13 protein-coding genes are annotated in these 12,822 nt (G+C 66.2%); 4 read left to right on the forward strand and 9 right to left on the reverse strand.

Features of this window, described 5'->3' with window-relative positions; translation table 11 throughout:
• Positions 1–87 precede the first annotated feature (87 nt).
• The 5 genes from BLR29_RS11380 to BLR29_RS11400 are packed head-to-tail and all read right to left on the reverse strand — an operon-like array spanning position 88 to position 6,496.
• A complete protein-coding gene (locus BLR29_RS11380) occupies positions 88–1,533 on the reverse strand; it encodes an FAD-binding oxidoreductase (RefSeq protein ID WP_092137071.1) in 1,446 nt (481 codons plus the stop codon).
• A 9-nt stretch (positions 1,534–1,542) separates the two neighbouring features.
• Positions 1,543–2,361, reverse strand: a complete 819-nt coding sequence (hpaI, locus tag BLR29_RS11385; protein WP_092137072.1) for a 4-hydroxy-2-oxoheptanedioate aldolase — start codon at positions 2,359–2,361, stop codon at positions 1,543–1,545.
• Between the two features lie 53 nt (positions 2,362–2,414).
• Positions 2,415–3,890: an NAD-dependent succinate-semialdehyde dehydrogenase gene (locus BLR29_RS11390; protein ID WP_092137073.1), complete on the reverse strand. Its 1,476-nt coding sequence runs from the start codon at positions 3,888–3,890 to the stop codon at positions 2,415–2,417.
• 37 nt (positions 3,891–3,927) lie between these two features.
• On the reverse strand, positions 3,928–5,451 hold the full coding sequence (locus BLR29_RS11395) for a UxaA family hydrolase (protein ID WP_092137074.1): 1,524 nt from the start codon (positions 5,449–5,451) through the stop codon (positions 3,928–3,930).
• A 19-nt stretch (positions 5,452–5,470) separates the two neighbouring features.
• Complete coding sequence (locus BLR29_RS11400) at positions 5,471–6,496, reverse strand: tripartite tricarboxylate transporter substrate binding protein (protein ID WP_092137075.1); 1,026 nt, start codon at positions 6,494–6,496, stop codon at positions 5,471–5,473.
• Between the two features lie 137 nt (positions 6,497–6,633).
• Between BLR29_RS11400 and BLR29_RS11405 the strand changes: the two genes are divergently transcribed.
• Together BLR29_RS11405 and BLR29_RS11410 are read left to right on the forward strand one after the other, a co-directional pair.
• Entirely contained in the window at positions 6,634–7,605 is a 972-nt protein-coding gene (locus BLR29_RS11405) for a LysR substrate-binding domain-containing protein (protein WP_092137076.1), read from the forward strand.
• 64 nt (positions 7,606–7,669) lie between these two features.
• The gene (locus BLR29_RS11410) at positions 7,670–8,212 is read left to right on the forward strand and encodes a GNAT family N-acetyltransferase (protein ID WP_092137077.1); all 543 of its coding nucleotides are present in this window, start codon (positions 7,670–7,672) and stop codon (positions 8,210–8,212) included.
• Here BLR29_RS11410 and BLR29_RS31920 read toward each other — a convergent pair.
• The 4 genes from BLR29_RS31920 to BLR29_RS11425 form a co-directional block, all read right to left on the reverse strand.
• Positions 8,201–8,356, reverse strand: a complete 156-nt coding sequence (locus BLR29_RS31920) for a hypothetical protein (protein WP_369804583.1) — start codon at positions 8,354–8,356, stop codon at positions 8,201–8,203. The genes BLR29_RS11410 and BLR29_RS31920 overlap by 12 nt on opposite strands.
• Positions 8,357–8,374: 18 nt before the next feature.
• On the reverse strand, positions 8,375–9,160 hold the full coding sequence (locus BLR29_RS11415; RefSeq protein ID WP_092137078.1) for an anti-sigma factor family protein: 786 nt from the start codon (positions 9,158–9,160) through the stop codon (positions 8,375–8,377).
• The gene (locus tag BLR29_RS11420; RefSeq protein ID WP_092137079.1) at positions 9,160–9,699 is read right to left on the reverse strand and encodes a sigma-70 family RNA polymerase sigma factor; all 540 of its coding nucleotides are present in this window, start codon (positions 9,697–9,699) and stop codon (positions 9,160–9,162) included. The genes BLR29_RS11415 and BLR29_RS11420 overlap by 1 nt, the downstream gene beginning before the upstream one ends.
• A 190-nt stretch (positions 9,700–9,889) precedes the next feature.
• Positions 9,890–10,234, reverse strand: a complete 345-nt coding sequence (locus BLR29_RS11425) for a DUF4148 domain-containing protein (RefSeq protein ID WP_255371186.1) — start codon at positions 10,232–10,234, stop codon at positions 9,890–9,892.
• Between the two features lie 350 nt (positions 10,235–10,584).
• Between BLR29_RS11425 and BLR29_RS11430 the strand changes: the two genes are divergently transcribed.
• Both BLR29_RS11430 and BLR29_RS11435 read left to right on the forward strand, forming a co-directional pair.
• The gene (locus tag BLR29_RS11430; RefSeq protein WP_092137081.1) at positions 10,585–10,812 is read left to right on the forward strand and encodes a hypothetical protein; all 228 of its coding nucleotides are present in this window, start codon (positions 10,585–10,587) and stop codon (positions 10,810–10,812) included.
• A 226-nt stretch (positions 10,813–11,038) separates the two neighbouring features.
• A complete protein-coding gene (locus tag BLR29_RS11435; RefSeq protein ID WP_255371187.1) occupies positions 11,039–12,736 on the forward strand; it encodes an adenylate/guanylate cyclase domain-containing protein in 1,698 nt (565 codons plus the stop codon).
• The last annotated feature ends 86 nt before the right edge of the window (positions 12,737–12,822 follow it).

The following is a 12,822-nucleotide window of genomic DNA, read 5'->3' on the forward strand; positions in this document are numbered from 1 at the left end:
CGCGATCCGGCCGCTGGTCGCTATCGCGCTATCCCACGATCGCGCTGCCGCGCGGGCGCGATGGCCCGCGCGGCGCGTGAGCCGTCTTTACTTGTCTTCCAGTTGTGGCAGAACCCGGCCTGGGTTCATCAGGTTCTTCGGGTCGAGTGCGCGCTTGACCTGCCACATCAGTTGCAGCTCCACCGGCGACTTGTAACGGTTCAGGTCGTCGCGCTTGGCCACGCCGATGCCGTGCTCGGCGGAGATCGAACCGTTCTCCGCATGGGCCAGCCCGTCGACCAGGTCGGACACCGGCTTGTACCACTGGGCCAGGAAGTCCTTGGCGCTGCGGTCCTTGGGGCGCAGCGGGTTGAAGTGCACGTTGCCGTCGCCCATATGGCCGTAGATGACCATGCGGGTGGCGGGCTCCAGCGCCAGCACCTCGGCGGAGGCCTTGCCGATGAAGCCGGCGATGCGCGAGACGGGCACCGAGATATCGCACTTGATGCTGCCGCCGGTGCGTGTCTGCGCGTCCGAGATTTCCTCGCGGATGCGCCAGAACGTCTGCGCGTCGGAGAGGCTCGACGCCACGGCGGCATCGACCACCCAGCCATTGCCGAGCCCGGCCTCCAGGATTTCCATCAGCGTGGCGTTCAGGCTGTCTTCATCGGCACCCGACGTCAGCTCGATCAGCACCATCCAGTCGTGGCGGTCCGCCAGCGGCGACGGCGCATTGCCGAGGTATTCCAGCACCAGCTCCAGCGCCGGCGCGGAAATCAGCTCGAATGCCGTGACGGCCTGGCCGGATACCTGGCGGGCCTCGCCGAGCAGCTTCACGGCGGCCTCGGGGCTTTCCACGGCGACGAAGGCGACGGCCGACGCGCGCGGCTGCGGCATCAGCTTCAGCACCGCGCCGGTAATGATGCCCAGCGTGCCTTCCGCGCCGACGAACAGGTGCTTGAGGTCGTAACCCGTGTTGTCCTTGCGCAGGCCGCGCAGCGAGGAAAAGATCCGGCCATCGGGCAGCACGACTTCGATGCCAAGCACCAGGTCGCGCATATTGCCGTAGCGCAGCACGGCGGTGCCGCCCGCGTTGGTCGACAGGTTGCCGCCGATCTGGCAGGAGCCCTCGGAGCCGATGCGCAGCGGGAACAACCGCTTGCTGTCCTCCGCCGCCGCGCGCGCCGCCGAGAGCGTGACGCCGGCCTGCACGGTCATGGTGTCGTTGACCGGGTCGATGGCCATCACGCGGTTCATCTTGCCGAGGTTGATGACCACGGCGGTGCCGGAATCGTCGGGCACCGCGCCGCCCATCAGCGAGGTGTTGCCGCCCTGCGGCACCACGGGCACGCCGTGTTCATAGCACCACGCCATGACCTGGCTGACCTGTTCGGTCGATGACGGCATGACCACCACCGGCGACTTGCCGTGATAGATCTTGCGGTAGTCGGTCACGTAGGGTTCGGTGTCGGCATCGGCGGTCAGGCAGCCATTGGCGCCGACAATCGCCTGCATGGCGTTCAGGAGGATCTCGGGGGAGGGCAGGGCGGTCATGAGTCTGAATCAGTAGGCGGCGCCGGGACGCGATGATGCCGCGTCATTGGATGCATTAGCGCGATCGGGCAGGAATTCCGCGGCCAGCTTGCGCGCCGCGCCCGCGAACAGTAGCACGTCCACGCCGGTGGCAACGAAGGTGCAGCCGATCTCCAGATAGCGGCGGGCGAGCGTGGGGTCGGAGGTCAGCGTGCCGGCCGCCTTGCCGCTGGCGATGATCGTGCGCATCGCCCGCTCGATCTCGGCCTGCACCTCGGGATGGCCCGGCTTGCCGCGATGGCCCATCGACGCCGCCAGGTCGGCCGGGCCGATGAACACGCCGTCCACGCCGTCCACGGCGCAGATGGCTTCGAGGTTCTGCATGGCCCTGACGGTCTCGGCCTGCACCAGCAGGCAGACTTCGTCGTCGGCGACATCGAGGTAGTCCGTGCGCGCGCTCCATTGCGACACGCGGCCCACCGCGCTACCCACGCCGCGCACGCCATGCGGCGGGTAACGCGTGGCGCGGACGAGGGCCGCGGCTTGTTCGGCGGTGTCGACCATCGGCACCAGCAGCGTCTTCGCGCCGATATCGAGCAACTGCTTGATCAGCGCGGTCTCGCCGGCCACGGCCCGCACCACGGGTTGCGAGCGGTAGGGCGCGACGGCCTGCAGCGTCTGCAGGATGGTGCGCACGTCGTTGGGCGCGTGTTCGCCGTCGATCAGCAGCCAGTCGAAGCCGGCCGTCGCGCTGACTTCGGCCAGGTAGGGCGTGGCGGCGGACATCCAGAGGCCGATCTGCGTCTGGCGCGCGGCCAGCGCGGTCTTGAATGGGTTGTTTGCGGGCATGCGTGGGGTCCGATGTATGGATTGCCGTCAGGGGGTGCCGTCGGGGGTTGCCGTCAGGCCAGCTGGCCCTGGCACAGGTATTTGGTGTGCATGTAGTCATCCAGGCCGTGGCGCGATCCCTCGCGGCCATAGCCGGATTCCTTGACGCCGCCGAACGGTGCCGCCTCGGAAGCAATCGCGCCTTCGTTGATGCCGACGATGCCGGTCTCCAGCGCCTGCGCCACGCGCCAGATGCGGCGCACGTCGTTGGAATAGAAGTACGCGGCCAGCCCGAACGGCGTGTCGTTGGCGTGGCGGATGACTTCATCCTCATGCCGGAAGCGGAAGACCGGTGCCACCGGGCCGAAGGTTTCCTCGTCGGCCAGGGCCATCGCGGGCGTGGCGTCGACCAGCACCGTGGGGGCGTAGTAGTGCGGGCCGTCGCTGGTCCGCACGCGCTCGCCGCCCGCGACGATGCGCGCGCCCTTGGCGACGGCATCCTGTACGTGGCGATCGATCTTTTCCACGGCGCGCGCATTGATCATCGGGCCGATCCGCGATGCGGGTTCGGTGGCCGGGCCCACGTGCAAGGCCTTGACGCGCGCGGCCAACCGCTCGACGAAGGCGTCGTGCACGCCGTCCTGCACATACACGCGGTTGGGGCAGACGCAGGTCTGGCCGCCGTTGCGGAACTTCGAGGCCATCAGGCCTTCGACGGCCGCATCGAGGTCGGCATCGTCAAAGACGATGAACGGCGCGTTGCCACCCAGTTCGAGCGACAGTTTCTTGAGCGTGCCCGCCGATTCGCGCGCCAGGTGCTTGCCGACAGGCGTCGATCCGGTGAAGGTGATCTTGCGCACGCGCGGGTCCGCCAGCCACGCATCGACCACGGCCGGCGTGTTGGTGCGCGATGCCGTGACGATATTGATCACGCCGGGCGGCAGGCCGGCCTCTTCGGCCAGATACACCAGCGCCAGCGCGGTCAGCGGCGTGTCCTCGGCCGGCTTGGCCACCACGGTGCAGCCTGCGGCGAGCGCGGGGGCGATCTTGCGCGCGATCATCGCCAGCGGGAAATTCCACGGCGTGATGGCGGCCACCACGCCCACGGCTTCCTTCAGCACGAACATCTTGCGGCCCGGCGCCGATTCGGCCACCACGTCGCCGCAGATACGCGTGGCTTCTTCCGCGAACCATTCCACGTACGACGCGCCGTAGCGCACCTCGCCCACGCTCTCGTGCATCGGCTTGCCCTGCTCGGCGGAGATGATGCGCGCCAGGTCGTCCTGGTGCGACAGGATCAGCGCGTGCCAGCGCTTGATGATCTGGGCGCGGTCGCGCGCGGTGCGGCGGCTCCAGTCCGGGAATGCGGCGGCCGCGGCGTCGGCGGCGCGGATGGCGTCGGTGGCGTCGCTGTCCGGCACGCGGGCAATCTCGTCGCCGGTGGCGGGGTCAAACACCGGCAGCGTCTGGCCGGGCCGGGCATCGCACCATTGCTGGCCGATGTAGTTCTGAGACCGCAACAGGTCCGGATGCGCAAGGGAAGCAAGCATGGTGCGAAGGATGCGAAGGCGAAGAATGAAAGGGGAGTCAGCTGACGATGCCGAGATGCCAGGGCACGAATTCGTGGTCGCCCAGGCCGAGCAATTCGCTCTTGGTCGCCTCACCGGACGCGGCGCGCAGGATGTGGGCGAAGATCCGTTCCCCCATCTGCGCGACGCTCAGTTCGCCGTCGAGCACGAGGCCGCAGTTGATGTCCATGTCTTCCTCGAGCCGGCGGAACATGGGCGAATTCGACGCCAGCTTGATCGTCGGCGCGGGCTTGGAGCCGAACATCGACCCCCGGCCCGTGGTGAAGCAGATCAGGTTGGCGCCACTGGCGATCTGGCCGGTGGCGGCCACGGGGTCGTATCCGGGGGAATCCATGAAGACGAAGCCCGCCTTGTCGATCGGCTCGGCATATTCGTACACGGCCTGCAGCGGCGTGGTGCCGCCTTTCATCGCGGAGCCGAGCGACTTCTCGAAGATATTGGCCAGGCCGCCCTGCTGGTTGCCGTGGCCGACCACGCCATTGAATTGCGCGTTCTGGCCGGCGGTATAGCGCTCCCACCAGGCCAGTCGGTCCAGCAGCTTCTGGCCGACCTCCGGCGTGATCGCGCGGCGCGTCAGCATGTATTCGACGCCGTGGATCTCGGGCGTCTCCGACAGGATCGCCGTGCCGCCATGCCGCACGAGGATGTCCATCGCGGCGCCGAGCGCCGGGTTGGCGGTGATGCCGGAAAAGCCATCCGATCCGCCGCACTCGAGCCCGATCTTCAGGTGGCTGGCGGGCACGGGCTGGCGCGTGGCCGTATTGGCCGCGGGCAGCATTTCCTCGATGGCGCGGATGCCGGCGGCGATGGTCTCGCGCGTGCCACCGGTGTCCTGCATGACCAGCGTGCGCAGGTTTACGCCGGGCACCAGCCCTTGCGATTCCACCAGCGATGCCACCTGGTTGCGCTCGCAGCCCAGGCCGACGATCAGCACGCCGGCCAGGTTCGGGTGGCGCGCATAACCGGCCAGCGTGCGGCGCAGCAGGTCGAAATGCTCGCTCGGCGACGACATGCCGCAGCCGCTGCTTTGCGCAAAGGCGGCCACGCCATCGACATTGGGATACGCCGCCATCCGCTCCGGCGTGAAATGCGCCGCGATGTGCTTGATAACGGTGGCCGAGCAGTTCACCGACGACAGGATGCCGATGAAGTTGCGCGTGCCGACGCGGCCATCGGGCCGCACGAAGCCCATGAAGGTGGCACGCTCGGCTTCGGGCACGTAGTCCACGGGGCGCACATCGCGGCAGAACGCGGGGTCGCGGTAGAAATCGACCAGTTCCAGGTTGTGGCTGTGCACGTGATCGCCAGCGGCGATATCGCGGTTGGCCACGCCGATCACGGTGTCGTACTTGCGGACCTGCTCGCCACGCGCAATGGCGCGGGCGGCGATCTTGTGGCCGGCCGGCACCTGCGCGCGCATGCGCACGCCGGGATCGGCCAATTGCTGGCCCAGCGTCAGGTCGCTGCGGGCGATCAGCACATTGTCGTTGGGGTGCAGCCGGATGACGGGGTTCGGGTTCACGATGCGAGGTGTGTTGCGGTCAGCTCTGCTGGAGCAGTTCCTTGAGCTTCAGGCGCTGGATCAGCTGGGTTTCCTGGTCATAGACGGTGGTGACGTACTTCTTGTACTCGGGGCCGTCGAGGTACATCACCGGGGCATCGATGCGCGCAGCCACCGCCTTGAACTCGGCGCTGGCCACGGCGGCGCGGAAGGCGTCGCGCAGCGTCTTTTCCACGGCGGGCGGCAGGCCCTTGGGCGCGCCGATGCCGTTGGGCGCTTCCACCACCACGTTGTAGCCCAGCTCACGCAGCGTCGGCGTGTCCTTGAAGCGCGGCGTGCGTTGCTCGCCCCAGGTGGCCAGCAGGCGCAGCTTGCCAGCTTCCACATGCGGCGCCCAGGAGCTGGAATCGGCCAGCAGGTCCACCTGGCCGGCCAGCACGTCCTGCAATGCGGCGGCGCCGCCCTTGTAGGCGATGGCGTTGAAGCGGATGTTGGCCGCCAGCGCGAACTGCTCCATGCCGACGTGCGTGGCGCCGCCGATGCCCGCGTGGGCGTAGGTGATGCGGCCCGGGCTGGCCTTGGCGGCCGCGATCACGTCTTCCAGCGTCTTGAAGCGCGAATTCGCCGGCACGGCGATGCCGAAGGTCTGGCCCGAGGTGCGGGCCAGGTAGGTCAGTTCGGTGCGCGGGTCCAGTTGCAGCATGCCGAGCTGCGAGAAGCGCGTGACCGAGATCGGGATCTGGCCGATCGTGTAGCCATCCGGATTGGCGCGCGCCAGAGCCTTGGTGCCGATCATGCCGGACGCGCCGGCGCGGTTTTCCACCACTACGGACTGCTTGAGGATGCCCGACGCCACCTGGCACAGGGCCCGCATCGACTGGTCGGCCGTGCCGCCCACGGGCCACGGGCAGATAAAGGTGATGGGACGTTCGGGATACACGGCGGCGGCCCGGGCGGAGCGCGGCAGGATCAGGCCGGCAGTACCGGTGGCGGCTGCGGCGGTGGCTGCGGCACTGCCCAGCAGCAGTCGGCGGCGCGTGAGGTTGGTGGGGATGCCTTGCGTCATGATGTCTCCGGTCTTTTGTGTCGCGGAACTGGTGCTTTGCCATCCGCCATGCTCGCCATTGTGCGCAGGCGACTCATAACAATCCAATCAAAAAATGGCATTGCTTCATAACCTTAAGGTTAGATAGACTTTGCGCCATGGCCCATATCGACCGCGCGCTGCGCTCCAATATCAAGCTACGCCACTTGCAGTTGCTGGTGGCGCTGGACGAATTCCGCCACCTGGGACGGACCGCTGAGTTCCTGGCCGTCAGCCAGCCGGCGGTATCCAAGGTGCTGGCGGAGGTGGAGAAGATGTTCGGCATGACGCTGTTTTCGCGCTCCACGCGCGGCACGGAGCCAACGCCGGCCGGCGAGTCGCTGGTGCGTTTTGCGCGGTCCGTGCTGGCCCAGTTCGACATGACGCGCGACGAGATCGAGGCCGTGGCCAGCGGCGCGGCGGGCCGGGTGCGCGTGGGGTCGATGGGTGCGGCGCTGCCGGTGCTGCTGGCGCGGGCGGTCTCGCGGCTCAAGGCGCAGTCGACGCGCGCGACCGTGCTGATCGAGGAGGGCGACCTGACCCATCTGCTGCCGCGCCTGCGGTTGAGCGAGCTGGATGTGATCATCGGCCGTCTTGAGCCCGCATACGCAGCGCCCGACCTGGTGACGGAGCCGCTCTACGAGGAGCCCATGGTGGCGATCGTCTCGGCGGATCATGCGCTTGCGCGCAAGACGCGCCCCGCCTGGTCGGATCTCGCGGCGATGCCCTGCGTGCTGCCGCCGCCGTGGGCGTCGCTGCGGGTCAAGATCGAGCAGACGTTCTTCCGGGCCGGCCAGCATCCGCCCGCCGATGTGGTGGAATCGTCGTCGTACATGGCGGTGACCACATTCGTCGCGCAACGCCAGGCCGTGGGATTTGTCGCGAGGTCGGTGGGGCAGCAACTGGAAGCGGAAGGGCGCTTCAAGGTGCTGGCGATGGCGATCGATGTGGAACTGCCGCCCATCGGATTGATCACGCTGCGCGAACGGCGGCTGGCGCCGAGCGTGACGCAGCTCATCGGCTGCCTGCGCACGGAAGCGGAAGCCATCGCCGGCGCAACCGCGCGCCGTCAACCGAAACGCCGGAAATGAAGCGCCGGAAATGAAGCGCCGGGCCTGAAGCACCGGCCCTGAAGCGCCAGACCTGAGGATACGCATGACCAACATCACCTTCCGCACCGCGCAGTTCGACGACTTGCCCGCGATTGTCGGCCTGCTCGCGGACGATCCGCTGGGCCGCCTGCGCGAGACCGTGAGCGACCCGGTGGACCCGCGCTACGTGGCGGCGTTCCGCGCCATCGAGGCCGACGCCAACCAGCGGCTGGTGGTCGCGGTGGAGCGCGCCACGGCGGACGATACGCAGGGCCGCATGCAGGGCGACATGCAGGGCGACATGCAGGACGCCGTGCAAGGCGAGCGGATCGTCGGCACGTTCCAGCTGTCGTTCCTGCCGGGCATTGCCAGGCACGGCGCCTGGCGCGGACAGATCGAGGCCGTGCGCATTGCCGCCAGCCATCGCAGCGGCGGCATCGGCCAGCAGATGTTCGAATGGGCGATTGCCGAATGCCGCGCGTGGGGCTGCCAGCTGGTCCAGCTCACGACGGACAAGGGCCGCCCCGACGCGCATCGGTTCTACGAAAAGCTCGGCTTCGTGGCCAGCCACGAAGGCTACAAGCTCGCCCTGGACTCAAACCGCTGACACCGCCTGCGATGCGGCGCCCTTGCCGTCGATGGCCGGTGGCGCCGTGACGATCGAGCGGAACGCGGGTTCGGCGGGGCGCAATGCGGCCAGGTCCGGCACCGGGCGCCGCGGCGCGGGCGACGCCGCGAACTCGCGTTCCATCGCATCGCGCCGCGGTGGCTAGGAAGCAGGATGCGCACGCAGGTCCGTGATGAAGCCGTTCAGTTCCGCTTCGCCGGCATTGGTGATCGCCCAGTAATTCATCCCTGCGGCACTCCAGTGGGCGAGGTGATAGCCCCGCTGCGCGTATAGGCGAGGCGCGGCGCCCGCGTCGTTGCCCGGCCATACATAAAGATTGATCGGATGCAGCTTGTAGTGATAGACCATCACGGCTACCGGCCGCCCGTTCAGGTAATCCAGTCGCCCGCCGACCAGCGGATACCCTTGCTGCGCAAGATCGACCACAGGCGGCGCAAAGTCCAGCTTGCCCTCGAACCACGGCTTGACCGTGTGCCGGTCGGTTGAAATCACGTCGGAGAGGTGATTGACCTGCAACGAGCGAATGTGGTTATCCACGAGTTCCTGAGTCAGGCGCGTCTCGCTCGATGGCACCGCGAGGTACAACCCCGCGCTCCAGGTCAACGCGACCAGACTCATCACCATCGCGCCAGCCGGCGCCCAGGTCAACGACCCACCGCCGCCCCACCGACCGACTCGCTCGCTCAGCCGCTGCCAGAGCGGGCGGCGCCTCGGCAGCGCAGCCTTGACGCGTTTCACCAGTTCCCGCGGCGCCGCTACGCGCAAATCCGCCTGACGGAGCTGCGCACTCACCCGGCAGTGTTGTGCATAGACCTGCTGGCACTGCTCGCAGTCAGCAAGATGGCGCTCGAATTCGAGCGCTTCAGACAGGCTCAGCTCCTGGTCGAGGTAGCCTGGCAACAACTCGAACGCACGTTGGTGATCCATCACGACTCCTGATCCGCCGGGGCGAGCAGGGCGGCGAGTTGCTGGCGGCCGCGGCCCAGGCGAGACATCACCGTGCCTATCGGGATGCCGACGATGGTGGCGATTTCCTTGTACGACAGGTCTTCCAGCTCCCGCAGCACGACAACCTCCCGGTATTCCAGCCGCAAAGCCTGCAACGCCTTGTGCACCCGCTTCTGGCTCTCGCTACGTATGAGCATGGCTTCAGGACTGTCGTCATGCCCATCGGCACTCGTCTCAAGGCTATGCATCTCCTCCTCGAACATCGTGGTATCCGCTGCATGCCCCCGATTTTGCTGGTACCAGGTGCAGAAGGTGTTGCGCACAATGCTCAAGAGCCAGGCACGTGCATCCTCGCCGCGGAATCCGCCAAAAAAGCGGAATGCGCGCAGGTACGCCTCCTGCACCACGTCCTGGGCATCCTGGTCGTTGTGCGTCAACCATCGCGCAACATTGAAGGCGGAGTTCATATGAGGCAATACGAGCGTTTCGAAGCGCTGCGCGGTGACGGGATCGGCCATTGTGAAGTTTCTGCTGTAACCGCAATCCGTTACCGACAGTGGATAACAACGAGACCACCGGCATGCCATTTTTATTCCCGGAATCGTCGCCTGAATGCGATCCCGCGTTGCTTCGGCATGGCAGTGCACCGGCCGTGTGACCGGTGCGCCTCCCATGTTCATCGTCTTCGCGGGCACTCCGCGTTGAAGATCAAGGGGAAGGAAGCACGGGCGTGGTCTGTGCGCTCCGGATTTCACCGGTCTTGTTTCCATCCATCAGCGCATTCCTCTCCGCTTGATGTTTGGCTTCCAGCTTTTGTTCCGCCGCCTGAAGGTTGGCGGGGTAGTCACCATTGTCGCCAAGCGAAGGGTTGTAGCCGACCGACTCCAACTCCTCGAGTTCATGCAGCACTTCTGCACGCGTGACTTGATGTGTGCCAGGTTCCAGCGAGGTTTGCGCGTATGCGCAAGCTGAAGTTGCCATCAACACAGCGCTCGCGATGAGCGAACCGCGCGTGGGCAGGACGAGAAGCCAGTTCAGCGAATTCGATTTCATGTCGACACTCCTTGGTTGTTCGAGCAAGTGATGCCCGCAGTCGACTTGACTCCGAAGCATGACGCTCTGCATGGATGAACCGCGGAACAGGTCTTCTTATTCCCCGATGCTGTCAAAAAAATGCGTCCGTGACATCGGCAACAAGAGGACATGGGGGTACGGGGACACGCCATGCGGCACAGGACTTCTTCCTGGCGGGCACCCGGGTCGATAGCGAGAGCGAGAGCGGGAATAAATCTGGTGGCCGGGAGGTTCTACAGATGCACGACGCGGAAGTGAGTTGAGTGCCCAGGCGTAGCCTTCACGGGGATGCGCCTTGGAAGCTATCCCTACTGTATTTGGAGATCGTCATGAAAATTCTGATTTCGGCCGCTGTCGCGGCATTGGCATCGTTCGCAGCCCTGGCCCATGCATCCAACCTCCCTGCCGATGTCGCAACCCCAGACAGTCTGACCCACGCCAACGGGCCGCGCGATCCCTACACCGATGGCGCGAAGGCAGGCAAATTCGATGTCTATTCGGACGGCGCAAGGGTTACGGATCGGCGCGATCCTTTCACCGACGGCGCGCACAGCTAAGACGCTGCCAGAGCAGCAGGCGGGGCTCGGCCCCGCTCGTCTTGCGGACCCCTTCTTCACAGTCAGCGCATACCCGGCCCGCGCTACGGGAGCCAGTAAGATACGAATTCGGCTGCGTCCTCACGCTGGTGGGCGCGCAAGTCGCTACGTGCATTGCAGAAGGTCGCTCGGCATGCAAGCGCCCGGTGGGCAAGTGCGGGTACGCCGGGAGCGTGGAGAGTAGAGCATGGCACTCTTTCCCTATCTTCAAAGGTTGCGGCCTGCGGGTGTGCGATCGATCCGGCTGACCACCGGACTGGTGCTGTTCACCTACGTAGGCACGCACCTCCTGAATCACTCGCTGGGGAATATCTCGCTCGCATGGCTGGAGCGCGATCTGCTTGTGCAGAAGTTCATCTGGCAGGGATGGCTCGGAACGGCCGTTCTATACAGTGCGCTGGTGACGCACTTCTTCCTGGGTCTTTGGGCGCTGTACGAACGGCGCTCGTTGCATTGGACGCCGGGCGAGGTGGCGCAACTCGTCCTCGGCTTGTGCATACCGCCGCTGCTCGCCAACCATATTGCGAATACGCGGGTCGCTTTTGCTGAATTCGGCCTGGACAAGGGCTACGCGCAGTTGCTGTATTCGTTCTGGATCGCTTCACCGTTCTTCGGCCGTGTTCAACTGACGCTGTTGGTGGTTGCCTGGCTGCACGGGTGCTACGGCATCTGGTTCTGGTTGCGATTGAAACCGTGGTTTGGTGCGTGGCGGAGCGTGCTACTGAGCGTCGCCGTGCTGCTCCCGGTGCTCGCGCTGCTAGGTTTCTTGCAGGGCGGACGGGAAGTGATCGCGCTCGCGCAGGATCCCGTCTGGCGTGCCGCGGCGACCCGGCCGACGATCATTGGCACAGATCAGCAAAATCTCTGGCTCGCCACGCTACGCAACGACTTTCTGCTCTTCGATGGGGGTGCGCTGCTGCTGGTGCTCGCAGCGCGGTTGGTGCGCATGGTGCGGGAGCGCCGGGTCGGGCGGATCTGCGTTCTATATCCAGATGGGCGAAAGATTCTCGCGCCCCTCGGATTTTCGGTGCTCGAGGCCAGTCGCATGGCCGGCGTTCCCCATGCCAGCACCTGCGGTGGCCGCGCCCGATGCACGTTGTGCCGGGTGCGCGTGCTCAGCGACGTACCGCTGCCCGCACCGGCCGAGGCGGAGCGGCGCGTTCTGGAGCGACTGCGCGCCGACTCGCAAACGGTGCGGCTCGCCTGCCAGTTGCGGCCGACTCATGATCTCTCCATATGGCCACTGGTGCCGCCGGCAGCATCCGCGGCTTTCCTGCAACGGCGCCAACGGGACGTCATGCCGCAAGAGCGATTTGCGGCGTTCATGTTCGTGGATATGCGGGATTCCACAAAATTTGCGGCGGCACAATTGCCGTTCGACAGCCTGTTCGTGGTCAGTCGCTTCCTGAATTCGGTCTGCGCGGCGGTAGTCCAGGCGGGCGGTTTGCCAAACCAGTTTCTGGGGGACGCAGTGCTCGCGATCTTTGGTCTGAGCAGCCCGCCGTCCGTCGCTTGTCGTCAGGCGCTCAGCGCGGTGCCGCTGGTGGCCGCCAATATCGAGGCACTCAACGCCGCGCTCAAGCAGCAGCTGCAATCGAAAATCCGGTTTGGCATCGGATTGCATTGCGGCCGCGCGGTAATGGGTGAGATTGGCTTCCGCGAGCACGTCACGTTCACGGCGATTGGTGATCCGTTGAACGTGGCCTCGAGACTTGAGCAGTTGACAAAGGAGATCGCTTGCGAGGCGATCGTTTCAGAAGACGTCTTCCAGCATGCCGGTGTTTCAGCCGCAGGCCTGCCGCAGCTTGATGCGCGCCTGCGGGGCCGCACTGACCCGGTGCCCGTCCGTGTGCTGTCGAAGGCGGCGCTGATGCCCGTGGCCTGACTACGCCCTCCGCGCCACGGTCATCGCTTCTACGAAGGCTACAAGTTCACCCTGGACTTAGAGGCGCTATCAAAATGAAGCGACAG

This window comes from Cupriavidus sp. YR651 (genome assembly GCF_900101625.1).
Taxonomy (GTDB): domain Bacteria; phylum Pseudomonadota; class Gammaproteobacteria; order Burkholderiales; family Burkholderiaceae; genus Cupriavidus.

Excerpts from the sequence above, each read along its gene's own strand:
- BLR29_RS11380 (WP_092137071.1), bottom strand. The coding sequence starts at position 1,533 with ATGACCGCCCTGCCCTCCCCCGAGATCCTCCTGAACGCCATGCAGGCG.
- hpaI (WP_092137072.1), bottom strand. The coding sequence starts at position 2,361 with ATGCCCGCAAACAACCCATTCAAGACCGCGCTGGCCGCGCGCCAGACG.
- BLR29_RS11390 (WP_092137073.1), bottom strand. The coding sequence starts at position 3,890 with ATGCTTGCTTCCCTTGCGCATCCGGACCTGTTGCGGTCTCAGAACTAC.
- BLR29_RS11400 (WP_092137075.1), bottom strand. The coding sequence starts at position 6,496 with ATGACGCAAGGCATCCCCACCAACCTCACGCGCCGCCGACTGCTGCTG.
- BLR29_RS11405 (WP_092137076.1), top strand. The coding sequence starts at position 6,634 with ATGGCCCATATCGACCGCGCGCTGCGCTCCAATATCAAGCTACGCCAC.
- BLR29_RS11410 (WP_092137077.1), top strand. The coding sequence starts at position 7,670 with ATGACCAACATCACCTTCCGCACCGCGCAGTTCGACGACTTGCCCGCG.
- BLR29_RS31920 (WP_369804583.1), bottom strand. The coding sequence starts at position 8,356 with ATGGAACGCGAGTTCGCGGCGTCGCCCGCGCCGCGGCGCCCGGTGCCG.
- BLR29_RS11415 (WP_092137078.1), bottom strand. The coding sequence starts at position 9,160 with ATGGATCACCAACGTGCGTTCGAGTTGTTGCCAGGCTACCTCGACCAG.
- BLR29_RS11420 (WP_092137079.1), bottom strand. The coding sequence starts at position 9,699 with ATGGCCGATCCCGTCACCGCGCAGCGCTTCGAAACGCTCGTATTGCCT.
- BLR29_RS11425 (WP_255371186.1), bottom strand. The coding sequence starts at position 10,234 with ATGAAATCGAATTCGCTGAACTGGCTTCTCGTCCTGCCCACGCGCGGT.
- BLR29_RS11430 (WP_092137081.1), top strand. The coding sequence starts at position 10,585 with ATGAAAATTCTGATTTCGGCCGCTGTCGCGGCATTGGCATCGTTCGCA.
- BLR29_RS11435 (WP_255371187.1), top strand. The coding sequence starts at position 11,039 with ATGGCACTCTTTCCCTATCTTCAAAGGTTGCGGCCTGCGGGTGTGCGA.